The organism is Holophagaceae bacterium, from assembly GCA_016720465.1.
Lineage (GTDB): Bacteria > Acidobacteriota > Holophagae > Holophagales > Holophagaceae > JANXPB01.
On record JADKKO010000001.1, the window covers coordinates 620586 to 645291 of the forward strand.

Below are 24706 nucleotides of genomic sequence, written 5' to 3' on the forward strand. Positions count from 1 at the left end.
TCCATGCCGGATCAACCTGTGGCAACCGCAGCCCAGAAAAGTCCTATCCAAGCCAAGCATGTGATGTGGGTGGTGTTCGTGTTGATGGCCCTATTCGTGCTGTTGACGCGCGAGCGGTCCCTGCTTGATCCCGCTTCGTTCCTGCGCCTGCGCTATGCGCCGGTCCCATTCCTGATGTTCGCGCACGGCATTCCCGCGGCGCTAGCGCTGGTGCTGGGCGTCTTCCAGTTTTCCAGCCGCCTGCGCCAGCGGCAACTGCAAGTGCATCGCGTGCTGGGGCGCATCTACGTCGCCAGCGTGGCCATCGGCGCTCCGGTGGCGGTCGTTGTTGCCCTCAAGCTGCCGATACCATCCCTGTTCATGGCTTCGCTGGTACAGGCCGGGGGCTGGGTCCTAACCACCGCCACGGCCCTCTACTGCGTGCGCGCGGGCAAGATCCAGCAGCACAAAGAGTGGATGATGCGCGGCTATCCGTTCGCCATGGCCTTCGTGGTCAACCGCGTCATTCTCTCCATCCCCGCAGTCCAGGCCATGGGCGTGTTCGGCCTCATCACTGTGGTCTGGAGCACCAACGCCGTAGCGTGTTTTCTCCCCTCCTACCTGATCGCGTGGCAGGCCTTGGCCGCGTCGAACAAAGCGGGAAAAAAGGCCGCTGGGCCACAAAAAGCGCCGGTGTGACCGAGGCTGGGCATCAGGATTGCTCCATCCTGCGCCGCATCGCTTCGTAATCAACGATCGTGTCGATGTCCATCTCGCCCCCCAGCAGAGGCAGGCTCAGAACATCGGCCTCATCAAGCAAGGCGCGCGCGCCGCGGTCGCCGGTGAGGCCCTTCAGTGATTCGAAGCAGCGGCGCGGGAAAAGCGCGGGAATGCCCGCAGCCCCCGCGTAGGATGCCGCGGCGATGCGACCGGGTTCTAAGCTGCGCGCCTCCATGAGGCTTCTCAGGAAGTCCGCATCCACGGCGGGCTGGTCGCAGGCCATGACCAGGGCCGCGATGGACGCCTGAGGCACCGCGGCGGCGCCCGCCCGGATGGAGGAGGCCATGCCCTCCTCCCACTCCTTGTTGACGACCTTGGTGCAGGGTAGGCCCGAAAGAGCCGCTCCTACCGCTTCCGCCTGGTGCCCCAGCACAACGAGCAGGGGGTCGCAGCCGGCCTGCAACGCGATTCTAGCGGCGCGATGGACGAGCGTTTCGCCATCGAGCGCCATGAGTTGTTTCAACTGGCCCATGCGCCGCGAAGCTCCGGCCGCGAGCAGGATCCCGGCCACGCTCACGGGGCGCTGAGCGCGTGGATCGCGCCCTTGGCATCCCGCAGATGGCCAGCCTGCCTGCCGCTGGACACCGCCTGGATTTCCGCGAGGATGGCGAGCGCGATGGATTCGGGCGATTCGCTGCCGAGATCCAGGCCCACGGGCGAGTAGAACCGCGCGGCCTGTGCGGATGTCGGCGCCGTTTCAAGCTCCGAGAGGAGGCGCTGGCCCCGGCGGCGGTGGCCCATGAGTCCCACGTATCCGGCGGCGCTGGGCATCAAGAGCTTCAGCCAGCCGCTGTCCATGTCGAAATGATGGGTCAGCAGGATCGCGGCGCTGCGGGCATCCAACGGAACCTCCGCCAGGCCCATGGAAGGCCTCAGGCACTTCACCGCATCGGCCCCGGGGAAACGCTGGGCTCGGGCGAAGGCGGGGCGATGGTCCACGATCCCCACGAAAAACCCCAGGGATTTAGCCATGGTGGACAAGGGCCTCGCATCCTCCCCGGCGCCGAAAATCCAAAGGGCGATGGGCGGGTTGAATTCCTCGACGAAGAGATCTGCCTCCTGGGGCTGCTCTCCGTCCGCCAACAGGATCCGCTCCCCCAGCCGGGATTCCTCCAGCCGCACGGCCATGCGGGTGGAGCGTCGCTCCAGCAGCGCGGCTTCCACCTGGCTTATCCAATCCGCCGCCTCGATCCGCTCCACCAGGATCTCGGCCACGCCCTCGCAGCCGGACCCGGTGCCCCAGATGAGATCCAGATCATTGCGCAGGTCATAGCGGAGCAGCAGCGGCTTGCCGGTCCTGAAACATTCCTGCCCCCGCGCGAACACATCGGCTTCCAGGCAGCCGCCGCTGAGGGAGCCATGCACCGGGCCATTCGCATCCATCAGCAGCCGGGCGCCGGGCTGCCGGTAGCTGGAGCCCTCCACGCGCACCAAGGTCGCCAGCAGGAAGGGGCCTTCGGCGGAATGGATGGCATCCAGGATCGGGCGCAGACCGCTCACGCTCTGCCTGCTTTTAGAATCTTGCCGGGTGTCATCGGCAGGCTGCGGATGCGCTTGCCGGTGGCGGCGAAGATCGCATTGGCCACGGCGGGTGCGATGGGCGGCAGGCCGGGTTCGCCGACACCGCCGGGGGGCAGATCGCTCTTCACGATGTGGACTTCGATCTTGGGGGTGTCCGCCAGGCGCAGCACCGGGTAGTCGTTGAAATTGCCCTGCGCCACGCGGCCCTTCTCCAGGGTGATCTCGCCGTGGAGCGCCGCGGAAAGGCCGTAGATGATGCCGCTCTCCATCTGGGCGCGGATGTTGAGCGGGTTGACGGCCAGGCCGCAATCCACGGCGCAGACCACGCGGTGGACCTTGACGGCGCCATCGGGTTTCACTTCCACCTCCGCCACTTCGGCCACGTAGGTGCCGCAATCGAGGTAGGCGTGGGCGGCGATGCCCATGCCGCGGCCCTTGGGATGCTTGGCCAGGTGCCAGGCCTTCCACCCGGCCTTGGCGGCGGCCAGCTCGATCACCTGGCGCAGCCGCGAAGCATCCAGCTCATCCTTGCCGACCTTCCGTTTTCCATCCTGCTTGAGGAGCCCCAGGCGGAAAGCGAGGGGATTCTTGCCGGCCTTGTGGGCCAGTTCATCCAGGAAGGATTCGGTGACGAAGGGATTGAAGGAAGCCGGCACCGCCCGCCAGAAACCCACGGGGATCGGCGTGTCGCTTTGGGCCCACTCCACCTGCAGGTTTGGAATTTCGTAAGCCAGGTCCGCGGCGCCGGACAGTTCCGCGGCTTCGGGTGGCCAGGGCATCTTCAGCGATGCGGCGATGGAGGGCCCAGTGAAACGGTGGTGCCAGGCAAGGGCACGGCCTTTCTCATCCAGGCTCGCGGACAGGTCGTGCAGCGAGCCGGGGCGGTAGTAGTCGTGCTGGGTGTCGTCCTCCCGCGAGTACTGCACCTTCACCGGCGCGCCCGCGGCCTTGGAGCATTCCACCGCTTCGAGAATGAAATCCGGCATGGCCCTGCGCCCGAATCCGCCTCCCAGCAAGGGGATGTGGACTTCGATCTGCTCGGCCTTCAGGCCCGTGAGCTGCTGGATGGCGGCCATGGACCAGCCGGGGCCCTGGGAGGGCGCATAGATGTCGCAGCGGTCCGGCCTCACATCCGCCACCCCCACCATGGGCTCCATGGTCGCGTGGGCCAAGAAAGGACAGTCGTAGCGGGCATGGACTGCGTCCCCGCCCATGGCCGCGAGGCCCTCCCCTTCCTTCCGGACCACCTTTCCCGGCGCCTTCAACCGGGCTTCAAAATCCTTCCGGATTTCCGCCGTGGAGGCGGTTGCATGGGCCCCTTCGTCCCATTGCAGCTTCAGCGCCTCGCGCCCCCTCAGCGCTGCCCAGGTGCTGTCCGCGAGCACGGCCACGCCGCTTGAGATGGCAAGGATGCGCTTGACGCCGGGCACGGCTTTGGCGGCCGAGTCATCCATGGATTTCAGCTTCCCGCCGAAGACGGGGCAGCGTTCCACGGAGGCGTAGAGCATTCCCGGCAGCTTGAGGTCCGAGCCGAACTGGGCCCGGCCCGTGACGATGTCCGGGCCATCCACGCGTTTGACATCCGTGCCGACGATGTGGAAATCCTTGGGATCCCTCAGGGGCGGATCCTTGGGAGGCTCCAGCTTGGAAGCGGCCTTCACCAGGTCGCCGAAGGCGATCCGCTTCTTGCCGTGGAGGATGAAGCCCATCTCCGCCCGGCAGGCGGCCCGGTTCACCTTCCAGCGGTTCGCGGCGGCGCTGATGAGCATCTCCCGCGCCGTGGCGCCCACGATGCGGTAGGGCTTGAAGGTCCCCCGGGTGCTCTGGCTGCCGCCGGTGATGCCCAGGTCCCCGAACTTCGCGGCGCTGCTGGCCTGCTGCACCTTGACCCTGGACCAATCCGCCCCGAGTTCCTCGGCCACGGCCATGGCCATGCTCGTGCGGATGCCCTGCCCCATCTCGGACTTGTTGGCCCAGATGGTGATGGCGCCATTCCGGTCGATCCGCAGGAAAGCGCTGGGCGCCAAGGCGCTGTCGGGCTCCGCCGGAGCGGCCATGCCGAAGCGCAGCTTGGGTTCCATGGGCAGCGTGAAGGCGAGCGAAAGGCAGGTGGTCTTGACGAAGTCGCGGCGGGTGGACATCTCAGGCCTCCTTTCCGGCTGCGCACTCATCCCCCGCGGCGCGCTTGATGGCGCAGCGGATGCGGTTGTAGGTGCCGCAGCGGCATAGGTTGCCGTCCATGCCTTCATTGATGTCCGCATCGGTGGGATGGGGATGCCTGGACAGCAGCCAGGCGGCCTGCATGATCTGGCCGGGCTGGCAGTAGCCGCATTGGGCGACGTCCTCTTCGATCCAGGCTTTCTGCACCGGGTGGGAGCCGTCCTTCGAGAGGCCCTCGATGGTCGTCACGGCTTTTCCGGCCACCGCCTTGATCGGGGTCTGGCAGGCGCGGACCGCTTCGCCATCCAGATGCAGCGTGCAGGCGCCGCAGAGGCCCGCTCCGCACCCGAACTTGGTGCCGGTGAGGCCGAGCACATCCCTCAGCACCCACAGCAACGGCATGTCCGGATCCGCTTCCACGGCCTTGGAGAATCCGTTGACGGAAAATTCAAAGCGGGTCATGGGCACCTCAGGGGACTTTGTTCACACTCTAAGCTCAGTCGCAGCGCCGATCAATGGAGACGGTGGGCCATGGGCTGGGGGCCGGAGGTTCAACTTCTCGACTTCTTGACTTCTCGACTTCTCGACTTCTCGACTTTCTTGACTCCTCGACTCCTCGACTTTTTCCCCGGAACGCTCCCCCAGGTTCTGGCATCAGAGTTGGTGAGAAGGAGCGGCTACCGTGATGATGATGAAATGGGGTATTGCGGCGATCCTTACCCTGCTCGCGGGGGCCGGCATCGCCTTCCTGCCGATGCAGACGGCCACCAAGACCTCGACGGTCCTGCAATCCATGGAGAAAGCCAACGTGAGCGATTCCAAAAAACCCGGCCAGGCGGAACTCAAGCAGCGGCTCACGCCCATGCAATACAAAGTCACCCAGGAGGCGGGCACCGAGCCGGCCTTCCGCAACGAATACTGGGACAACCACCGCGAGGGCCTTTACGTGGATGTGGTCAGCGGCGAGCCCCTGTTCTCCTCCAAGGACAAATTCGATTCAGGCTGCGGCTGGCCCAGCTTCTCCAAGCCGTTGGAAGAAAAGAAGGTCGTGGAGAAAACAGATTCATCCTTCGGTATGGCCCGCACCGAAGTGAGGTCCAGGAATAGCGATTCGCATCTGGGCCATGTGTTTGACGACGGCCCGGGCCCCACCCACCTGCGCTACTGCATCAATTCGGCGTCGTTGAAATTCATCCCGGTGGAAGATCTCGAAAAAGAAGGCTTCGGAAGCTACCTGCCGGTCTTCGGAAAAACTGCGCCCAAAAATGCCGAAGCGCCTGTTGCGTCGAATGTCGCGACCCTGGCGGGCGGCTGCTTCTGGGGCATGCAGGAGCTGATCCGCAAGCAGCCGGGCGTCACCACCACGCGGGTGGGCTACACCGGCGGCCACTTGCCGAATCCCAGGTACGAAGACACCCACGACAGCAAATCGGGCCACGCCGAAGCCATCGAAATCCATTTCGATCCGGCCAAGACGAGCTACGAAGCCATCCTGCGGTTCTTCTTCCGGATCCACGATCCCACCACGCTGAACCGCCAGGGCAACGACACGGGCAGCCAGTACCGCTCGGCGATCTTCTTCCATGGCGAAACCCAACGGCTAGTGGCCGAAAAAGTGAAGGCCGAAGCGGATGCCAGCGGGAAATGGCCTCGCAAGGTGGTCACGGAGATCGCTCCCGCCTCGATGTTCTACCCGGCCGAAGAGAACCACCAGGACTACCTGCAGAAGCACCCCGGCGGCTACACCTGCCACTACATCAGGAACTGAAAGGTCCCTGGGCATAGGCTCCCGGCTGGTCTGGATCCGATTGTGTGTTAGCTTTTCCGTATGCTTTTCTACGGAGCTTCCATGCGCAAAGCCCTGCTTCCCCTCATTCCCTGCTTGATCCTCGCAGCGGCGCCGGAATCTCCCAAACCCCTCAAAAGCGGCCAGGCGGGCCAGACCGCCAAAGCATTTCCCTTTCCAATCCACCAGAAGACTCTGCCTAATGGACTGAAAATCGTCGTTATTCCAACGGGACTCCCAAATCTGGTGAGCCTCCAGATCCCCGTGAGCACCGGCTCGCGGAACGAAGTGGAGCCCGGCAAATCCGGTTTCGCGCACTTCTTCGAACACATGATGTTCCGCGGCACCAGGACCGTTCCCCCGGAGCTGTGGAATCAAGCCCTGAAGGAGACCGGCGCGTCGCAGAATGCGTTCACCTCGGACGACCTGACGAACTACCACACGCTCTGCTCGAAAGATGATCTTGAAGGCTGGATCAAGCGGGAAGGGGACCGCTTCCAGAATCTTTCCTACAGCGAGGAAGGCTTCAAGACCGAGAGCCGCGCGGTGCTCGGCGAATACAACAAGAATTCCTCCAACCCCATCCAGAAGCTGCTGGAAGTCCAGCGCGACGCGGCCTTCACCACCCACACCTACAAGCACACGACCATGGGCTTCCTCAAGGACATCGAGGACATGCCCAACCAGTTCGCCTACTCGAAGCAGTTCTTCGACCGCTGGTACCGCCCCGGAAACGTGACCGTGATCCTCACCGGCGATGTGAGGCCTGAAACGGCCTTCCCGATGGTGGAGAAATACTTCAGTGGCTGGAAGCGGGGCACGGCGAAACCGCCCGCCGTTCCCGCCGAACCGGCCCCGGCCAAGCCCGTGGATGTGCGCCTGCCCTGGACGAGCCCCACCCTGCCGTACATGACCGTGGGCTTCCACACGCCCGCGAAATTCAGCACGGCAGACAACAGCTCGGAGGCGCTGTCGCTGGCTTCGGAACTGCTGTTCGGGTCCCGTTCGGAGCTGTACCAGCGCCTGGTGGTGCGGGAACAGAAAGTCGACCAGTTCTTCGCCTTCGGCGGCGGGGCCAAGGATCCGGGGCTCTTCACCATCGGCGCCCGCGTGAAAAAGGCCGAGGACCTGGCCTATGTGCGCGATCTCATCCTCGACACCTGCGCCTCGGCCCGGGCCCTGCCCTTCTCCAGCGCCAAACTCCAGGACGCCAAGAACGAGGCCCGCCTTGCCTTCGCGCGGAGGCTCGATTCCACCGATTCCATCGCCGGCCTCATCGCGCGGCTGACCTCCTACGGCCGGGATCCCGAAGCCGTGAACAAGCTCGCAGTCCTCCGGGATTCCGTCACCACCAGCGACCTCGCGCGCATCGCGCAAGCCACCTTCCTGGACAACCGCCGCGTCATAACGACGCTTGCCCATGGCGGCTTCCCCGCCAACCTGGACCAAGCCTTCGAGGGCGTGGAGGCCCGCGCCGCCAAGCTTGCTGAACTTCCAAACCTGCCCGTCCTGGAGCAGCCCAATGCCGCATCGCCGCTGGTCACCTTGCGCATGGCCTTCCGCGCGGGCTCCATCCACGATCCCGCCGGAAAGGAGGGCCTGGCCCAACTCGCCGCCAGCATGGTGGCCGACGCCAGCACCAAGAACCGCGGGCTTTCAGAGTTGGAAAAAGCCTATGCCGCCACGGGATCGGGCCTAGGCGCCCTGGTGGACAAGGAACGCACGTCCTTCAGCCTCACGGCGCCCAGGATCAAGGCCGGCGAAGCCCTGGACCTGGCCATGGAACAGATGCTCGAAGCCGGCTTCAAGGAGGAGGATTTCCAGCGCCTCAAGTCCCAGCAGCTCAACGCCCTCAACGTAGGACTCAAGGCCAGCAACGACGAGGAACTCGGCAAGCTGGCGCTGGAATCGCGCATGTTCGCCGAACCCTATGCCCATCCCGTGCTGGGCACCGCGAGCGGCATCCAGGCCATCTCGCTGGCCGATGTGAAAGCCTTCGCGAATGCCTACTACACGAAGAAGCGCCTTTCCATCGGCCTTGCGGGCTCCTATTCCGCCGAAGACAAAGCGGTCGTGCTGCGCGGCCTGGACAAGCTTCCCGGCACCGATGCGCCCAAGGTGAGGGTCAGCGAAGCCGAACACCTCAGCGATGGCTCGCATATGCACATCGTCACCAAGGAGACGCGGTCGACCGCCATCTCCATCGGCATTCCCCTGCGCGAGCGGGATGCGGAAGGCCGGCCGGTGGATGCGCGGGTGAACCGGAAGCATCCTGATTTCGCAGCGCTCTGGGTGGCCACGGCCTACCTGGGCCAGCACCGCAACAGCACCGGCGTGCTCTACCAGCGGCTGCGCGAAGAGCGCGGCCTCAACTACGGCGACTACACGTATCTGGAAGCCTTCCCCAACGGTGGCCGCCAATTCCAGCCCAGCCCCGGCGTGGCACGGGCTTTCAACATCTGGCAGGTCTGGATCCGCCCGGTGGAGCCGAAGAATGGCGCCTTCGCCCTCAAGGCCGCGCTCTTCGAGGTGCAGAAGCTCATCGCCAACGGCATGTCCGAGCATGATTTCAATTCGACCCGCACCATGCTCGTGAAGTTCCTGGACCATCTGAACGATACGGGCTCGAAAAAACTGGGGCACGACATGGACGATGCCTACCTGGGCGTGGGCCCCTACGCCGACACCTTCAAAGCCAAGCTGAAGGCTCTTTCCCGCGAGGATGTGAACCGCGCCATCAGGAAGTACCTGCGCACCTCCAACCTGGATATCGCCGTGGTGACCAAGGACGCGGACCAATTCACGAAGGACCTGCTGGCGGATGCCTCGCCGATTCCCGCCTACACCGCGCCCAAGCCGCAATTGAAGGACGAGGACCTGGCCATTTCCAGATTCAAGCTGGATGTGGATCCGAAAAACATCTCCAAAGCGGCCCTGGAAGCGACGTTCAAGTAGAGACGGGGCCTGAAGCCGGGAGTCCACAGCCGGGAGCCTGATTCCTTCCGCGGAACCTCCGTGGAATCCAGGGCAATATTGGATGTCCCCCGGGAGTTTCATTGCTGCCCTTCCTGCTGGCGGTGCCTGCCCTCGTCCAATCCCTGCCGCCGGACCCCCGGGATTTGCCGGGGGCCTGGGAGCGGATGTTGGAAATGCACCGCGAGGAGCAATATCCCTGGCCCCGATGGCGCCTTCTGGCGCGGGTTCCGGTGAGCGCGGACACGCTGCGGACCGATCCGCTGTTGAGGCTGCTCTCTTCCGGCGAGCTGGGCTTGAATCCCTATTCCGCCAAAGAAACAGGCGCCATCTGGACCCAGAAGGAATGGCCCCAAAGCCTCGATTGGGCGCTGATTTCCCCCGAGGGCAACCTGGCGGCGACGGGCTCCGGCGCGCCCTCGGGTGCAGCCCTGGAAGGCCCCATTTTCAAGAGCGCCTGGAAGAGCCGGGGAGAGCGGTTCGCCGACTTCGTGAAAAGCCAGAATGCCTCCGGCGAGGCCTGGGGTGATGCGCTTCAGGATGCGGGCCATTTGATGCATTTCATCGACACGCTGCTCCAGGCGGATGCCCAAAAGCCGCTGCCATGGTGGGTTTGGGAGACACCGCTCCCGGATCCGCTGCTGCTCGCCCTGAAGGAAAAATCCGAAAAGGAATGGATCAAGGCCCTCGAAGGCCTGCGCCGCCAGAAAGGCTATGAACGCTGGCCAGGATTGTCCGGCGCCTTGGCCCTGGCTCCCGAGACGCCCTCCCAGGCCATGAAGGATGCGCTCCGGCCCCTGCTCGGGGAGCTCGTCCAGGAATTGCACCGTACTCCCCAGAGCGGGGCCCTGTGGTCCGCCTGGTCTCAGGTGGCCAGACGCCTTCCGGTGGAAACCAGCGAGTTCACGCCCTCCCTGTTCGCGGTGCCCGAAGGGGATCCCTGGCCGCCCCCCGCGGGCCTGCGCGCGGCCGTGCCGCTGTTGAAGGCGCGGGGTGATCTGCGGATGCTTCTCGCCTATTGCCGCAACCAACTGCACTCACCAGTTCCGGGGACCATCGGATCGGAAGAAGCCTGGCGCCGGGAGCGCATGCAGCGGATCCAGGATTGGGGCCTGCCGGGCCTGGAGGCCCTGGCGGGCCTGAGGGCCGAAAGGGACGGATTGGTCTGGATCGAAGAGCTGCACCGCTTGTGGGGCAAGGAGTGGGCGAAATCGAATCTCCATGCCTTCCTCCGCCGCCTGGATCCAGAGTGGCTGCCGGAAAGCTGGGACAAGGCCCTGCGGGCCGAGCCCCTTGAAGATCCTCCCCTGCCGGAGCCGCAGGAACCATTTTCCGCTCCCTATTTGGCCCTGGATGCCCAAAATGACGCGGGGCTGGCAAAGGGCTGGAGAGCCCTGCGCGAATCTTCCGAACTGGACGCCTGGGGCCCCGGGGATCTTCAGTGGAAGTCCCTTTCCAAAGACCAATTGAAACGGGTGCGGGAGGACTTCGGCCTCGATGCGAAACCCCGCTGGTTCCTGTTCCAGGGCAGCAGTCTCAAGGCCAGCGGCACCGGCGCGCCCGATCCGGCCTACATCCAGGGGCGCCTGCGCAGCCTCGGCGTCCCCAGGTTGGAGGAGCTCACCGGTTTCCTGTCCCGGCACCCGGAACAGAGGGAGGCCCGTATCGAACGGTTCCAACTGCTGCGCAACCGGCTGCCTCAACCGAGGCTGGAAGCTAATTTCCGCTTGGATGCCGAAGCGGCCCTGTTGCCCGTCACGCCGCAAGGCGCCTGGTCCCCCTCGGGCGAAGCCTGGCGCTCGTCCGCGCAGCGGGTGCTCCCCAGGCTTGAGGAATCGCTTCGCCACTGGCCCTCGGACCTGGGCGCCTGGAAGGCCTGGCTGGCCTGGTCGGAGTTGGCCGCCCTCAAGCCCAAGGCCGCGGCCTTGGCTGCAACCCTGGAGCCGTGGCCCCGGCTCCGTTTTGAAGCCGAGCAGCTCATCGCCAGGCAGCTCAGGAACCGGGGGGATTGGAAGACCTTGCAGACCTTCGCCCAGGACCGTTGGGACGCCCTGGTGGACCAGGCGCGCCCCATCCACCCCGCCATTCCGGATCTGGATCCACGCTCGGCCAATGAGCTGGATGTCTGGCTTTCCTTCCTGGAAGACGTTTTGCAGGCCCAGGGCCAACCCAACGCAGCCAGGCCGTTGCGGGCGAAGTACCAGGAGCTGACGCTGCGGAAGCCCCACGGGAAGTGATGCGGAATCCTACCCTTGGCCCTCGGCCGGGAAACGCCAGGGAATGGACATTTTGAAGACCGAACCCTCGAGGTAGGCGCTCTCGACCTGGATGGTGCCGCCCATGAGTTCCACAAGATTCTTCGAGATGGCCAGGCCCAGGCCTGATCCGCCGAAACGCCGGGTGATGGATGTATCCACCTGGGTGAATTTGTCGAACAATTTCCCGAGTTTTTCCCGGTGGATCCCGATGCCCGTATCCTCCACCACCGCTTCCAGGCGGCGGGCCGCCGGGTTGAAACCCATGTGCAGCCTCACAGCTCCGCGTTCCGTGAATTTCAGCGCGTTCCCGACCAGGTTCACGAGGACCTGGCGCAGCCGCTGGGGATCGCCCACCAGGAGGGGCGGCAGGGTGCCATCGATATCCACGGAAAAAGCCAGCCCCTTCTGCGCGGCCTGGGAGGTGAAAAGGCTCCGGACCTCTTCGCCGACCTTGCGCGCGTCGAAGGGCAGCTCTTCCAGTTCCATCTGGCCCGCTTCGATCTTGGAGATATCGAGAATGTCGTTGATCAAGGCCATCAGGCCCTGGGCGGAGGTGCCCACGGTCTCGGCCAAGTCAGCCTGGTCTTCATCCAGGCCCGTCTGCTGGAGCAGGTAGTTCATGCCGATGATCGCGTTCATGGGCGTCCGGATTTCGTGGCTCATCACCGCCAGGAACTCGCTTTTGGCGCGCGACGCTGCTTCCGCGGCCTCCTTGGCGGTCAGCAGTTCCTTTTCCGCCATCTTGCGGGGGGTGATGTCGTTCATGGAACCGGCCATGCGCGTGGCCCGGCCTTCCGCATTCCAGATGGCCTGGCCGCGGGAGCGGAACCACCGGTATTCGCCGCTGGGCATCCGGAATCGGAACTCGATGTCGTAGGGCCGCCGGTATTTGATGTGCTCATAGATGGCCCGGCCGATGCTTTCCTGGTCGTCAGGATGGGCCCATTGGCCCCATTCGCGGACGTTGGGAGGATCGACTCCAGGGGCCAGGCCCAGCAGTTCCTTCATGCGGTCGGAAAAGTAGGCTTCGCCTGTTTGGAGGTTCGTGTCCCAGATCCCTTCGTTGGAACCCTGGGATACCAGCGCATAGCGTTCTTCGCTCTCGCGGAGGGCTTCCTCGGACTGCTTCCGTTCCGTGAGGTCCCGGATGGAGGCGATCCGCACGAGGCGGCCCTTGTACATCACGGAGCTGCCGGTGATCTCCGCCGGGAAACTGCTGCCGTCCTTGCGCAATCCAGAGATTTCGTAAGGCGTGGTGCTGCCCGATCGCACCATTTCCGCGATCTTTCCGCGGTCCTGCTCCACCGCGAGGCTAAGCGCGGAAAGGCCGATCATCTCCTCGGCGGTCCCCCCCCACATCCGCGCGAGGGAATGGTTGGCGTCGATGATGATTCCGTTCTCGTTCATCAGCACGCCATCCGTGGTGCCTTCGCTCATGGCCCTGAAGCGGCTCTCGCTGTCCTGCACCGCCTGTTCCGCCTTCTTCCTCTCGGTCAGGTCGTAGAAGGCCGTCAGGAAGGCGGTCTTGCCATCGAACTTGATGACTCTGGAGGTGACCTCCACCAGCCTCGGGCCGCTGGAGGTCTTCATTTCCAGCTCCATCCGGTCCACCCGGCCATCTCTGAAGATGCGCTCCACGAACGTATCCCGGTCCTCGGGATGCTCATAGAAAGTCGGGGACTGGAGCCCGATGACCGCTTCCCGCTTGAGGCCCACGAACTCCTCCATGGGGCCGTTGATATAGAGGATCTCCGGCTCGGGATAGCCGATGATCACCATGGGCACCGCCAAGGTTTCCGTCACCATGCGGAACCGGCCTTCGGATTCGCCAGCTGTGGCTTCGGCGATATTCCGTTCGGAAAGCAGCGCGCTCAGCGCCATGGAGGTGATCGCCAGCACCGTCAGGAAGGCCCTGAGCAGGACCATGGATGGATTTCCCGCCCCCGCCACCAGGGGACCGAGTCCGCTGATGGTGGCAGGGATGGCGAAGGCCGCCACCAGGGCCACGGCGAAGATCGATCCGCGTTGGCCGAAGCGCAGGCAGGCCCAGATCACCACGGGGTAGACCAGGAAGGGCAGCCGGTAGTGTTGGGAGCCGAATCCAACCCCGTAATACGAAACGACGCCGAGCAAGGCCAGCATGGCCGCGAATTCAGCGATCTCCGCCCGTTTGGACCTGGGCCAGGGCTTCACGGCCATCAGCAGCAGCGGCGTCATCAGCAGGCCGCTGGTGGCTTCCCCCAGCCACCAGCGGCCGAAGAAAGGCAGGAATGCGCCCCAGGGAAGCATGCCTCCCAGCGCGAAAATGGTCGCTCCCAGGGTGGCCCCCACCGTGGTGGAAACCAGCCCGCCGAAAACCACCAGCACCACCACGTCCCTCAAGCGGTTCATGCCCAGATCGAAGCCGGCCCTCACCATCAGCCAATAGCCCAGCCAGATTTCAATGGTGTTCGCCATGGCGATGCCGAGATCCACCCAGCCTGGCGACTTGGTGTTCAGCATCACCGTGGCCAACGCGCCGATGAACACGCCCGGCCAAAGCTTCACCCCCCCGATGAGCAGCGCAGCCAAGGCGATGCCCTTGGGCAGCCAGAGCGCAGTGTCGCGGCTGTCCGGGAACGTCATCAGATAGGAACACTTCGCGGCCAGCGGATAGACCGCCGCGATCAATAGCATCTGGAATACAAGCGTTCGCCAGCGGGGTGTCATTGAGTCCTAGCTTAACGACCCCCAGGACGGTTAGGAACCGTTATGGAATGACCGGGATATCCCGTTCCATTGGATCACCAGGCCAGTTTCTGGATGCTTTCGCGGATTTCAGCCGGCGCGTCCAGCCGATGCAGGCTCCGATCCAGGCGGCTGAGGTACGCCTCGCGAAGCGCCTTGCCCGGCTTGGACCAGTCGGCCCGGTCCCAATCCAGGGCCAGGAGGGACCCGGCTCCGTCGATGATGAAGTTCGTCGCATTGAGATCCGGCGCGTGCAGGCCCCAGGCAGAAAGCGAACCGAGCAACGCGGCCAGTTGCGGCAACAATTCGCCCGTCCGTCCAAAGTCGCGCGCCCAGGGCGATGCATCCACGTGGCGCGTGAAATAGATGCCTTCCACCCCCCAATAATGGGGACGGAACGCAAAGCCCATCGGTTCCACCGTGGGAAAGCCGTTCTCCCAGAGCGCCCGATGGATGTCGGCCTCCTTCTGGAAGCGTCCGCTGGTGAAATAGGTCCGTTCGTTCACCTGCCTTATGGCCCCGCCCCGCCGGTAGGGCCGCAACACCACCTGCCCCCGTCGGTGGACGCCGCCCCGACCGAAGGCTTCGCCGAGGCGGCTGGGCGCCCCCGAAAGATCCAAATCTGGAGGCCCGACTCGGATCCAATCCGCCCCGAGATCTCCCAGGTTCTGGTTTTCCATCCGCGTCCAGGGACCCAGTCCCTTGCGAGTCTGGTAGGGCCAGGAATCCGGGAGGGGGGGAATGCGCGCGCTCAAAGTTGTCCTGTTCACCTGCTTCAGCTTCGCCTGCTTCGCCTGCCCTGGAAACCCCGATTACAGAGTTGAATAGTTCCCTTCGCTGAATCTCTGTGGACGGACGAACCTCTTTACGCGATGCGGCGCCGAGGACAAGCACGGTCTCGCCCCCCGCGACGAAATCCTTTGTTAGGTTGGCGAAAGGACGGGATCGGGCGGTGGTGTTGGATCTGCGGCTTGGAATTCATGACCGGGATTACCGGAGCCTGAATTCAAACGACTTGCAGGTTGGCTTCAGTGCGGCGCGCCGCGGACGGAATCCACTGCACAAAAAATGCAGCAATCCGTAAAGACCCTGTGAACAAAAAACTTCGACGGGGTAAACGCGGAGATTCCCACAAGGGCTGCGGAAAAGCCCCCAGGCAATGACTGCCGGGTTCCACACCGGCCATCGTCCCGGCGCCTTCGCGAAGTTTTCGGAAACGCGCGGGTCCTCGCATCCATTGCTTCAGAGGCTGACCCGCTTGAAACTCTTGGCGACTTTCTGCATGAGCAGGGGATCCCCATCGATCTTGATCTTCCCGCTCATGAAGGCTTCCTGGGCGTTGAGCTGGCCTGTGCTCATGGCGGTGAAATCGTCGGGCTTCGCAGTCAGCGTGGTGTCAGCTGGACTCAGGAGGCGGGGCACCACCACGCAGCGGCCGTCGTGGATGAGCAGGGTGTATTCCACATCATCGAGCTTGTAGCCCACCACCGCTTCCAGGTCCCCGGCCTTCTCCTTGTCGAACCGTTCAGGCATGGATTCCAGAATGGCCTGCGCCGGATTCACCGCCGCGTCGAACAGTCCGGTGTAGGCGGCCACCTGCGTGAAGTCGCCCTTGAAGGAGGCCTGGCCGCTGAGCAGCGCCCCCACCAGATTGAGTTTCCCCACATTGAGCGCGGCGAAGTCCCCGTCCGTGAGGCTGACCGTGTGGACGCCATCGCATTCGCCCGGGCGCACGGACAGGTTGTCCGGCGTGAAGCTCAGGGTGTAGGGAGCGCCGTCCACCTTCAATTCGAGCGTGCCGCTGGCTCCGCCCTTGTAGCGCCTCGATAGCGTCGCCAGGGCCTTGCCGCCGGGGGTGGCGGGAAATTGGATTTCAGGATTCTTGGACCAGGTTTTCCAAGCGGCCCGCAGCCTGGTCATGTCGCCGCTGAACTGGATCTGGCCGGAAAGCAGGGCGGGACCCGGGTCCTGGAGGCCGGTGAGCAATCCGCGCACCGCGGATTCCTCGCCCTTCAATTCATCACCTTCGCCAAAAACCTCCGCGCCTACGGCCAGGGAGATGGGTTGGCCCGCCAGCTTGAGCCGGGCTTCGGCCAGCTCCTTCAACGGCGTCTGCGGTCCCTTTTTCGCTTCCGGCTTTTTGAAAAATTTCGGAAATTTCTGCAGCAGCATCAAGTCACCGGCGCCCTTGAGCTTGCCGCTCATGAAGGCCTGCATGGCATCAAGCTTCCCTTCGTTCAACGCAATCCAATCCTCCGCCGCGATCTGCACCGTGGAGGAGGCATCAGCCTTGTATTCCCTGAGCAGGCTGAAGGCCCCGTCCGCGATCACGCAGGTGTAATCTCCGCCCCCTTCTCCCGTGACCCTGTAGGCCACCGAAGCATTCACGCCCACGGCCTTGTCAGGCAGAAACAGTTCAGGCATGGAAGAAAAGATTCCGTCCACTGTAAGCGCCATGGCGAGCCCCCGGATCAAGTGTTGAGAATGGCGCCACAGTGGATCCCAATGCAACGGCTTACCAAAAGTCAGGTGGTTTTCGAAGGACCATGGACTTGCCCGGTTGATAAATGAGACCAATGGGTCCAAAATATAATTTGCAATTTATTCCTCACCCAGGAGGCCCCATGAGGCAACCCTTCAGACTTCCCTTCCTAACCTCCGTGTTTGCGATGGTGGCCCTTGCAGTCGCACTCCATTCCGCGGCTCTCCCCGCCGCCGCGGCACAGAAGACACCAGCGAAAGGAAAAGCGGTGGCTGCCTCCAAACCACCTGCGAAAAAAATTCCCCTTTCAAAGGAAACCCTCGCCTGCCTGGACTGCCACCAGCAGGAGGCCACTCCTGCCGCCACCAAGCAGTGGGCCGGCAGCCGCCACGCCACGGCCGGTGTGGGATGTTTCGAGTGCCACCAGGCGGACAAGGGTTCACTGACCGCTTTCGAGCACAACGGATTTTCCATCACGGTGCTGGTCTCACCCAGGGACTGCGGCCGCTGCCACGCCAAGGAGAGCAAGGAATTCGAAGCCAGCCATCATGCCAAGGCGGGCCAGATCCTCGGCTCCCTGGACAACGTCCTGGGTGAAGTGACCGAGGGCATCCCCGCTGCGAACGCCGGCTGCAAACAGTGCCACGGCGGTGTGGTGAAAGTGGTGGCGCCCGGGAAACTGGACGCGGCGACCTGGCCCAACACCGGCATCGGCCGCATCAATCCTGACGGTTCGCGGGGCAGTTGCTCCGCCTGCCACAGCCGCCACGCTTTTTCCACTTCGGTGGCGCGCCAGCCTGAGAACTGCGGCAAGTGCCATCTCGGCCCGGACCATCCGCAGGCCGAGATCTACAACGAAAGCAAGCACGGCATCGCGTATAGGGCCAAGATCGGCGAGATGAACCTGGACTCCAAGAGCTGGGTGCTGGGCAAGGACTACAGCGCCGCTCCCACCTGCGCCACCTGTCACATGAGCGCTACTCCGGAACTACCGCTCACCCACGATGTCGGCGCCCGCATCAGCTGGACCCTGCGCCCCGAAGTCTCACAAAAACTGGAGAATTCAGAGGCCCGCCGCACGGACATGCAGAAGGTCTGCGCCAATTGCCACGGCTCCAACTGGGTCCAGGGCCATTACGCGCAGTACGATGCGGCCGTGAACCTGTACAACGATAAATTCGCGATTCCCGCCAAGGCCATCATGAAGAAGCTGCGCGATGCAGGGAAGCTCACGCCCACGCCTTTCGACGAGAAGATCGAATGGATCTACTACGAACTGTGGCATCACGAAGGCCGGCGGGCGCGCATGGGCGCGGCCATGATGGGCCCCGACTACACGCAGTGGCACGGCTTCTATGAAGTGGCCAAGAATTTCTACACCGAATTCCTGCCGCACGCCGAAGAGCTGTTGCCAGGCGTCACCAACGACGTGAAGGCCATGGACGACCACAAGTGGCTGCAGGGCCTGTCGAAGGAGGATCGGGCCAGGATCGAAAGCTACTACCAGAAACGCTACGGCAAGTAACTCCTGGACCACAAAGGCACAAAGACACAAAGTCTTCTTTGTGTCTTTGTGCCTTTGTGGTCTGCTTTTTACTTTTTATATTTGCTTTGTGGTTCGAAGTTCTTTGTGGTCCCTCCAAGGAGGCCGATGCCCAGCCCGCCGATCGACGTTCTCAGCGCCTCCGGCTTCAGCCTGGATGCCTTGACGGCGCTATTCAACCGCGGCTTCGAGGACTATCTGTTCCCGGTGAACCTGACTCAAGAAAGCCTGAGCCACCGCATCTGGACAGAGGATGTGGATCTCCATTCCTGCAAAGTCGCACTGGTGGATGGTGAGCCGTCGGGTTTCGCCTTCATCGCCAGGCGAGGGTGCCGGAGCCGCTTGGCGGCCATGGGCGTCATCAAGGAATCCCGGCAGCAGGGAGTCGGGCGGATGCTCGCCCGCGCGATCCTGGCCGATGCCAGGGTCCGCCACGGCGGTGGCGACCGGGAGATGCGGTTGGAAGTTTTCGAAGACAACAATGCCGCCCGGAAACTCTATGAAGGCGAGGGATTCCGGATCCTGCGGCGGCTGTCGGGCCGCACCTTGAGCTCTCCGAGGGCGGCCTCAGCTCCATTGGAATTGCACGATACGCCTGTGTGGAATCACGTCGTATCCGCCGAAGCGATGGACCTGCCCTGGCAGTTGGAACCTGAAACCTTGGCAGTGCTGGGGGCCCCGGCGCGGGTGGCGAGCCTGGACGGCAAGGCCTGGGCGCTCATCTATGGATCGTCCGCAGCCATGCTGGTGCTCCGGGGGCTTTACGTGAGGCCTGGCCATCGGCGGCAGGGTTACGCCACGAAACTCATCGGGGCCTTGGCCGCCATGCACCCTGGCCGCACCATCCATTTCCCGCCCCTGATCCCTGAGCCCATGGGAACAGGATTCTTCGAGCGCCTCGGCTTCCAGGCGGACGCCATGAACCAGGTGGAGATGGCCATCTCGTTTTTGTAGCTGCCATTCAGCAGCGCTCGATGACCACCGCCATGCCCATGCCGCCGCCGATGCAGGCGGAAGCCAGCCCATAGCGCTTGCCGGTGGAGCGCAAACGGTAGGCGAGGTGCAGCAGCAGCCTTGATCCGCTCGCGGCCAGCGGGTGCCCCAGCGCGATGGCCCCGCCGTCGACGTTGGTCTTCGCGGGATCCAATTCGAGATCGTGCATCACGGCCAGGCATTGGGCGGCGAAGGCTTCGTTCACTTCGACGAAATCCATGTCGGCGAGCCTCAGGCCGGCTTTGTCCAAGACGGCCCGGATTGCGGGCACCGGGCCCAGGCCCATGCGCGCGGGTTCCACGCCGACTGCGCTCGAAGCCACCACCCGGGCGATGGGAGTCCAGCCGCGCTTCGCGGCTTCGTCGCCAGTGGTCACCACCATCGCAGCGGCGCCATCCACGATGCCCGAAGCATTGCCGCCTGTGACGGTTCCATCCTTGCCGAAGGCCGCCGGCAGCTTCGACAGGGATTCGGCGGTCGTGCCGGGACGCATGTGGTCATCGCGGTCCACCACGATGGTCTTACGGCCCTGCGGAACTTCCATCGGCGCGATCTCTTCCGCATAGATCCCTGAATTCCACGCGGCCTCGGCCCGGGCCTGGCTCGTGGCGGCGAAGGCATCCTGGGCTTCCCGCGTGATGGCGCGGTCCTTCGCGATGTTCTCGGCGGTCTGGGCCATGTAGAGCCCGCATTGGGTGTCGTAGAGCCCCTGCATCAGGCTGTCTTCGAGCTTTCCGGCACCGAGTTTCAGCCCCGAGCGCAGATCGCCCCGCAGCACGAAGGGCGCCTGGCTCATGGCCTCCATGCCGCCCGCGAGGACCGCCTTGGCGTCGCCCGCCTGGAGCATCCGCGCGGCATCGGCCACCGCCTCGAATCCCGAACCGCACAAGCGGTTCACCAACAGGGCTGGCACTTCCTGGGGCACGCCGGAATTCAGGCCCACATGTCGGGCCGCGTACAGCGCATCGGCGGTGGTGTGCAGCACCATGCCGAACACCACATGGCCGATGTGCCCGGGATCCACCGAAGCCGCCTGCAGCGCGGCTTTCCCCGCGTGGGCGCCGAGGTCCTGGGCGCGCTGGTGGCGCAGCAGCCCGTTGTACTCCGCGAAGGGCGTTCGCTTGCCCGGCAGCAGCAGGATGTCCATGGCTGTTCCTCCTGGGGTAGAATCCATCCATCTTCCTCCAATTCATGATGCGCCGCTTCGATCTCACCCCCGCCTCCTCCTCCTTCCTCATCGGGAGGGATCCCGCCGTGACGAATCTCGGCAACAACCTGACTCCCGTCAAACTGAACAGCGGGAGGGTCTCGCGATCCCACCTGCTTCTGAAATTCGAAGGCGGGGAATGGTGGGCGCAGGATCTCGGATCCACCAACACCACGGTCTACCAGGGCGTCGGGAAGCTCCTGGCGGGCGAACCCACGGTCCTGCCCAGCGACCGGCCCTGCCGTTTCCTGGTGGGCGGCTACCTGGTGGTGCTGAACCAACTCCGGGGAAAGGCCTACGTGGAAGTCCACGATCCCCACGATACCGGCCCCACGGACGCCAATGCCGCCACGACCCGCATGGAATCCCTTTCGAATCCGCTCAGGAAGCTGGCCCGGAAAGCCTCCAAGCTGATGGGGAAGTGAGGCCGCCATGGAGCCCGTCGACCAGCCCCGGAAATCCCCCCACGAAACTGCGAAATTCAGCGTCCAGGAAATCCTGGCCCGCCTCGAGGAAGGCCGGGTCTATGTGCGGCGCACCGAGGAAGGATCGATGCTGGAGACCGCCCACGCCGGAACGCCGGCAGTGGAGCGCCGGCACGCGCACAGCGGCGGAGCCGCCAAGGAACGCCGGAACTTCACGCCTCTGGAGGTCCCCACCTTGTTCCCGGAGAAGGCCGCCATCCTCATTCTGCTGGTGGGCGGCTTCGCGGACCAGCGGGCTCTAGGCCAACCCATCCCTTTTTGGAAAGACGACGAAGGCGGCAATTACCTCATCTGGCAGGCGCTCCGCGCGGCGGGACTGCTGCACAAGAAGGACGAGGAGTTTGCCATGGGACGGGGCGGATTCTGGGATGACAAGCCGCCCCGCACCCATGGGCTGGCCATGACCTACGCGGGCTTTTCACCCAAAGGCGAGATCGTCGATTTCAGCCGCATCACGCGGCCCTGGAATCTGGACCGCCTGCAGACCTTGATCTTCGAGGCCCATACGCGCTCCATGGGCAAGCTCAAGGTCGTGACCCTGGGAAACGCCGCGCGGGTCATGGTCTGCGCGGCCGCCTACGGCCTACCGGACGTGCCCATCCTCTCGCTTTCCGAACCCACGCAGGAAACCCTGGCCGCCCTCAGGCTCGGGCAGGCGGCAGCCGCGGACCACTGGATCGAGTGGGCCGCGAATGTTCTGGCCATCGGGAAAAGCTGACCCGTTCCTAAGGGACAGCGCGCAGCAGACATTGTCCTAGGCAGGTTGCTCCGCCCATCGCAGGATCATTCGGCCGGACCGGCCTCATGCCGCCCCAGATAGTGCTGCCACACGCCGCCGACGCTGCGGGCTTCCGGCGCATAGGCCTGCATGTAGTGGCCTGCCACGGCGAACAGGATCCCGACCACCACGAATGGCAGCGCCGTGCGCTTGAAGGCCGAAAACACCCAGTTCCCGCCCTCCTCCACATGCTTCAGCCGCTTGTACAGGCCAGCGCTGAGAGCGCCGTCGAGCGCCACATCAGCGAGGATCGTCGGCGCCTGGTAGATGATCCAGAAGGCCGCCAGCAGGGCCGCGGCCAGGGCCGCGACCACGAGGATCACCACCACCGCCTCATCGCCGTCCAGGCTGAAATCAAAGGATCCGCCCCCTCCGCCGCCCCCGGAAACCACCGGCTGCGCGGGCATGGCCTTCGGCAACAGCATCGGCGCCTGGGGCGAGGATTGGAAAGAGGATGCCGATGCGCCGCCCCCGCGGAATGAAGGCAGTTCGATGTCGCTGGCTTCATCCACCAGGTCCACCACATCCTCGATCTCCACGATTCCCATGTCCACCTGGATGCGGCGCCCCTCGAAATGCAGCCAGATGCGCAGCAGGCCCAGGAACGCGAGGTAGGCGCAGGCCACGGAGCAACCATAGCGCCAACCCATGTGGAGGATCCCGAGATGCAGCATGGCCCAGGAGGCCAGCATGCCCGCCAGGGCCGTACCCATGACCATCATGCTCATCTGCAGCCGTGGGTAGTTCTGCTGCTCCAGATAGAGCCTCAGCCTTTCCAGCGTGGCCTTCTTTTCATCCGCCATGTCCGGCTCCCGAAGCTAGGCTGAATCCAGAAGCTCGAGTTCGACGCTCTAGAGCGTTGGGAATCCGGTGGTGGGTGGGCATAGGACTATTGTGCAGCAGGAGCGCGGCGCCGGAATGTTAGTCTTTGGATCATGAAGCGTGAGCCATGAGACTGCTGATTGTGGAGGATGATCCCAGGGCCGCCAAGGCTCTGGAACGGAGCTTCGGCGAGCATGGCTTCGGCGTGGAATTGGCTCTTGATGGCGAATTGGGCCTGTCCCTGGCGGCGACCGGCGAGTTCGATTGCCTGGTGCTGGATGTCATGCTGCCGAAAATGGACGGGTTCACCGTGCTGACGGAACTTCGGGCCGCCGGAATCCTGACGCCGGTGATTTTCCTGACTGCCCGGGACGCTCTCCCCGACCGCATCCGGGGCCTTGAATTGGGCGGCGGCGACTACCTCGTCAAACCCTTCGCCTTTTCTGAATTGCTCCTGCGCGTCCACAACCTGCTCGGCCGCGGATCCGAAGCTGCGCCGCGGAACTGGGTCATCGGGGACCTGACGGTGATGCCTTCGCAGCGGAAGATTTTCCGCGCTGGAACGGCCCTGGTCCTCAGCGCCCAGGAATACGCCCTGCTGGAGATCCTGGCGCGAAACGCCGGGCACACCGTCACCCGCACTCGCATCGCGGAAGAACTGTGGGACATGGCTTTCGACGGGGATCCGAACCTCGTGGACGCGGCGGTCCGGCGCCTCCGCCGGAAGGTCGATGATCCATTCCCAGACAAGCTAATCCGCACCCAGCGCGGCGTGGGCTATATCCTCGAAGTCCCCTGTGTTTGAGCATGCCAGGCGGTCCATCCTGCTGCGCCTCACTGTTTCGGCCGGCCTTGGGATTTCCCTCATGGCTGCCGCAACCGGCATCTACCTCTATTCTTCCTTCCGCCACGCGATCACGGTCACCGTGGTCAGGGAATTGGAAACCACCGCCAAGGTGATTGCGCACCGGTTGGACGAGGACCATCTTCCATTGAACAAGGAGGTTCTGGACGTTGGCGAACATCTCCAGGTCCGTGTGGCGGATGCAGAAAAGAAAGTCCGCCTAGAATCGAAAGGCATGGACCAGTCGGTGCCGTTGGCCGTGTACCCGATTCCAGAGCGCCCGTGGACATTCCAGGAAGGACGGAAGGACCTGGAACACAGCCTGACGCTGCTATCGGTCCAGTATTCCGGAGGATGGGTCCAGATCGCCCGCAACCACGACACAGAGGATGAATTGCTGCGGAAGTTCAGGACTTCTTTGTACAGGGTCCTGGGCGTCATCCCCGTCCTGGCGGCGCTCATCGGCTATTGGTTCATGCGGCATTCCCTAGCCCCCTTGAAACAATTGGCGGAGCGCACCGGAAGCATCAAACCGCAAAACCTCCAGGTCCGGCTCGATCCGGCCGAATTCCCGAGCGAACTGGAGCCCATCGCCCTTGCCTTGAATGGAACGCTTGGCAGGCTTGAAACCGCCTTCACCCGCCTGGGCGAGATGAACAGCGACATGGCCCACGACCTGAGGACGCCAGTCCATTCCCTCCGGCTGGAGATCGAGGGACTTCTCTCGCGGCGCGGCAATCCCCCGGAAATGGATGAATCGCTTTCGGGGATGATGGAAACCCTGGACCACATGGCCGCGGTGATCGAGCAGATGCTGTTCCTGGCCCGGACCGAGGACCCCGCCACCCAGATCCAAAGAGCCAGCCTGGACGTGGAAGCCCTCCTCCAGAGCGCCGCGGCACCCTTCGAATCCATCGCGGAGGAATGCCAAGTCAGCATCGGGATCGAGATCGCCGGCGATAGGGAGATGGCCGGGGATCCCACGCTGCTCCGCCGGGCGCTGCACAACCTGCTGGCGAATGCGATCAGGCACTCGAAGCCGGGAAGCCACGTGGTCCTGCGGACCTTCGTCGAACCGGGCAAACGGATTTTGGAAGTGCAAGATCAAGGCGAGGGCATATCCGCGAGCCTTCTCACGCGGTTGGGCCAGCGGTTTCTGCGCCAGGATCCATCCCGGGACCAGCAGAAAGGCGGAGCTGGACTGGGTCTGGCCATTGTGCAAGGCATCGTGCGGATGCACGGCGGAACGTTCGAGATCGAGAGCCAGGAAGGGATCGGTTCCCGGACAAAAATCACATTGCCCTCAACCTGATCAACTCGTCAGGTTGGGATCGAGAGCCCGTCAGGTTGGAAACCTAGTCTTGGGAC

General features: G+C 64.0%; 19 protein-coding genes. 10 read left to right on the forward strand and 9 right to left on the reverse strand.

What is annotated here, in order from left to right; all coding sequences use genetic code 11:
* The first annotated feature begins 3 nt into the window (after positions 1-3).
* The gene (locus IPQ13_02725) at positions 4-678 is read left to right on the forward strand and encodes a DUF2306 domain-containing protein (GenBank protein MBL0209818.1); all 675 of its coding nucleotides are present in this window, start codon (positions 4-6) and stop codon (positions 676-678) included.
* 13 nt (positions 679-691) lie between these two features.
* On the opposite strand, the gene IPQ13_02730 is transcribed toward IPQ13_02725, so the two are convergent.
* Genes IPQ13_02730 through IPQ13_02745 form a run of 4 tightly spaced genes read right to left on the reverse strand, consistent with a single transcriptional unit; the run spans position 692 to position 4902 of the window.
* Positions 692-1276 carry a nucleotidyltransferase family protein gene (locus IPQ13_02730; protein MBL0209819.1) on the reverse strand — a complete coding sequence of 195 codons (585 nt, stop codon included), beginning with the start codon at positions 1274-1276 and terminating at the stop codon, positions 692-694.
* A complete protein-coding gene (locus IPQ13_02735; GenBank protein ID MBL0209820.1) occupies positions 1273-2259 on the reverse strand; it encodes an XdhC family protein in 987 nt (328 codons plus the stop codon). The genes IPQ13_02730 and IPQ13_02735 overlap by 4 nt, the downstream gene beginning before the upstream one ends.
* Positions 2256-4421, reverse strand: coding sequence for a xanthine dehydrogenase family protein molybdopterin-binding subunit (locus tag IPQ13_02740; protein MBL0209821.1), 2166 nt, complete (start codon positions 4419-4421; stop codon positions 2256-2258). The genes IPQ13_02735 and IPQ13_02740 overlap by 4 nt, the downstream gene beginning before the upstream one ends.
* Before the next feature lies 1 nt (position 4422).
* On the reverse strand, positions 4423-4902 hold the full coding sequence (locus IPQ13_02745) for a (2Fe-2S)-binding protein (protein MBL0209822.1): 480 nt from the start codon (positions 4900-4902) through the stop codon (positions 4423-4425).
* A 292-nt stretch (positions 4903-5194) separates the two neighbouring features.
* On the opposite strand from IPQ13_02745, the gene IPQ13_02750 reads away from it, so the two are divergent.
* From IPQ13_02750 to IPQ13_02760, 3 genes are all read left to right on the forward strand, one after another.
* Positions 5195-6208 (forward strand): bifunctional methionine sulfoxide reductase B/A protein, encoded by a 1014-nt coding sequence (locus tag IPQ13_02750; protein MBL0209823.1) that lies wholly within the window; start codon positions 5195-5197, stop codon positions 6206-6208.
* A gap of 81 nt (positions 6209-6289) precedes the next feature.
* Positions 6290-9181, forward strand: a complete 2892-nt coding sequence (locus tag IPQ13_02755) for an insulinase family protein (GenBank protein ID MBL0209824.1) — start codon at positions 6290-6292, stop codon at positions 9179-9181.
* Between the two features lie 101 nt (positions 9182-9282).
* Positions 9283-11436, forward strand: coding sequence for a hypothetical protein (locus IPQ13_02760; protein ID MBL0209825.1), 2154 nt, complete (start codon positions 9283-9285; stop codon positions 11434-11436).
* 9 nt (positions 11437-11445) lie between these two features.
* Here the strand turns inward: IPQ13_02760 and IPQ13_02765 are convergent, their stop codons facing one another.
* The 3 genes from IPQ13_02765 to IPQ13_02775 form a co-directional block, all read right to left on the reverse strand.
* Positions 11446-14133 (reverse strand): PAS domain S-box protein, encoded by a 2688-nt coding sequence (locus tag IPQ13_02765; GenBank protein ID MBL0209826.1) that lies wholly within the window; start codon positions 14131-14133, stop codon positions 11446-11448.
* Between the two features lie 107 nt (positions 14134-14240).
* A complete protein-coding gene (locus IPQ13_02770) occupies positions 14241-14954 on the reverse strand; it encodes a hypothetical protein (GenBank protein MBL0209827.1) in 714 nt (237 codons plus the stop codon).
* 472 nt (positions 14955-15426) lie between these two features.
* Positions 15427-16608, reverse strand: a complete 1182-nt coding sequence (locus tag IPQ13_02775; protein ID MBL0209828.1) for an SCP2 sterol-binding domain-containing protein — start codon at positions 16606-16608, stop codon at positions 15427-15429.
* Positions 16609-16853: 245 nt separating this feature from the next.
* Here IPQ13_02775 and IPQ13_02780 point away from each other — a divergent pair, with 245 nt between their 5' ends.
* Positions 16854-18191: a hypothetical protein gene (locus IPQ13_02780; protein MBL0209829.1), complete on the forward strand. Its 1338-nt coding sequence runs from the start codon at positions 16854-16856 to the stop codon at positions 18189-18191.
* 126 nt (positions 18192-18317) lie between these two features.
* Complete coding sequence (locus tag IPQ13_02785) at positions 18318-19163, forward strand: GNAT family N-acetyltransferase (protein ID MBL0209830.1); 846 nt, start codon at positions 18318-18320, stop codon at positions 19161-19163.
* 7 nt (positions 19164-19170) lie between these two features.
* Here IPQ13_02785 and IPQ13_02790 read toward each other — a convergent pair whose 3' ends face one another.
* The gene (locus IPQ13_02790) at positions 19171-20376 is read right to left on the reverse strand and encodes an acetyl-CoA C-acyltransferase (GenBank protein ID MBL0209831.1); all 1206 of its coding nucleotides are present in this window, start codon (positions 20374-20376) and stop codon (positions 19171-19173) included.
* A 17-nt stretch (positions 20377-20393) separates the two neighbouring features.
* Here IPQ13_02790 and IPQ13_02795 point away from each other — a divergent pair, with 17 nt between their 5' ends.
* Together IPQ13_02795 and IPQ13_02800 are read left to right on the forward strand one after the other, a co-directional pair.
* Entirely contained in the window at positions 20394-20834 is a 441-nt protein-coding gene (locus IPQ13_02795; GenBank protein MBL0209832.1) for an FHA domain-containing protein, read from the forward strand.
* Between the two features lie 7 nt (positions 20835-20841).
* Positions 20842-21612: a hypothetical protein gene (locus IPQ13_02800; GenBank protein ID MBL0209833.1), complete on the forward strand. Its 771-nt coding sequence runs from the start codon at positions 20842-20844 to the stop codon at positions 21610-21612.
* A 65-nt stretch (positions 21613-21677) separates the two neighbouring features.
* Here IPQ13_02800 and IPQ13_02805 read toward each other — a convergent pair whose 3' ends face one another.
* Positions 21678-22475, reverse strand: coding sequence for a hypothetical protein (locus IPQ13_02805; GenBank protein ID MBL0209834.1), 798 nt, complete (start codon positions 22473-22475; stop codon positions 21678-21680).
* A 146-nt stretch (positions 22476-22621) separates the two neighbouring features.
* On the opposite strand from IPQ13_02805, the gene IPQ13_02810 reads away from it, so the two are divergent.
* Both IPQ13_02810 and IPQ13_02815 read left to right on the forward strand, forming a co-directional pair.
* The gene (locus tag IPQ13_02810) at positions 22622-23299 is read left to right on the forward strand and encodes a response regulator (GenBank protein MBL0209835.1); all 678 of its coding nucleotides are present in this window, start codon (positions 22622-22624) and stop codon (positions 23297-23299) included.
* A 61-nt stretch (positions 23300-23360) separates the two neighbouring features.
* Positions 23361-24650 (forward strand): HAMP domain-containing protein, encoded by a 1290-nt coding sequence (locus tag IPQ13_02815; protein ID MBL0209836.1) that lies wholly within the window; start codon positions 23361-23363, stop codon positions 24648-24650.
* Positions 24651-24706: the final 56 nt, after the last annotated feature.

What these genes read in the sequence shown, in the direction of transcription:
- IPQ13_02800 (MBL0209833.1), top strand. Translation starts at nt 20,842, where the DNA reads ATGGAGCCCGTCGACCAGCCCCGGAAATCCCCCCACGAAACTGCGAAA.
- IPQ13_02750 (MBL0209823.1), top strand. Translation starts at nt 5,195, where the DNA reads ATGCAGACGGCCACCAAGACCTCGACGGTCCTGCAATCCATGGAGAAA.
- IPQ13_02810 (MBL0209835.1), top strand. Translation starts at nt 22,622, where the DNA reads ATGAGACTGCTGATTGTGGAGGATGATCCCAGGGCCGCCAAGGCTCTG.
- IPQ13_02745 (MBL0209822.1), bottom strand. Translation starts at nt 4,902, where the DNA reads ATGACCCGCTTTGAATTTTCCGTCAACGGATTCTCCAAGGCCGTGGAA.
- IPQ13_02765 (MBL0209826.1), bottom strand. Translation starts at nt 14,133, where the DNA reads ATGCTATTGATCGCGGCGGTCTATCCGCTGGCCGCGAAGTGTTCCTAT.
- IPQ13_02740 (MBL0209821.1), bottom strand. Translation starts at nt 4,421, where the DNA reads ATGTCCACCCGCCGCGACTTCGTCAAGACCACCTGCCTTTCGCTCGCC.
- IPQ13_02815 (MBL0209836.1), top strand. Translation starts at nt 23,361, where the DNA reads ATGGCTGCCGCAACCGGCATCTACCTCTATTCTTCCTTCCGCCACGCG.
- IPQ13_02785 (MBL0209830.1), top strand. Translation starts at nt 18,318, where the DNA reads ATGCCCAGCCCGCCGATCGACGTTCTCAGCGCCTCCGGCTTCAGCCTG.
- IPQ13_02780 (MBL0209829.1), top strand. Translation starts at nt 16,854, where the DNA reads ATGGTGGCCCTTGCAGTCGCACTCCATTCCGCGGCTCTCCCCGCCGCC.
- IPQ13_02775 (MBL0209828.1), bottom strand. Translation starts at nt 16,608, where the DNA reads ATGCCTGAACTGTTTCTGCCTGACAAGGCCGTGGGCGTGAATGCTTCG.
- IPQ13_02790 (MBL0209831.1), bottom strand. Translation starts at nt 20,376, where the DNA reads ATGGATTCTACCCCAGGAGGAACAGCCATGGACATCCTGCTGCTGCCG.
- IPQ13_02725 (MBL0209818.1), top strand. Translation starts at nt 4, where the DNA reads ATGCCGGATCAACCTGTGGCAACCGCAGCCCAGAAAAGTCCTATCCAA.
- IPQ13_02805 (MBL0209834.1), bottom strand. Translation starts at nt 22,475, where the DNA reads ATGGCGGATGAAAAGAAGGCCACGCTGGAAAGGCTGAGGCTCTATCTG.
- IPQ13_02795 (MBL0209832.1), top strand. Translation starts at nt 20,394, where the DNA reads ATGATGCGCCGCTTCGATCTCACCCCCGCCTCCTCCTCCTTCCTCATC.
- IPQ13_02755 (MBL0209824.1), top strand. Translation starts at nt 6,290, where the DNA reads ATGCGCAAAGCCCTGCTTCCCCTCATTCCCTGCTTGATCCTCGCAGCG.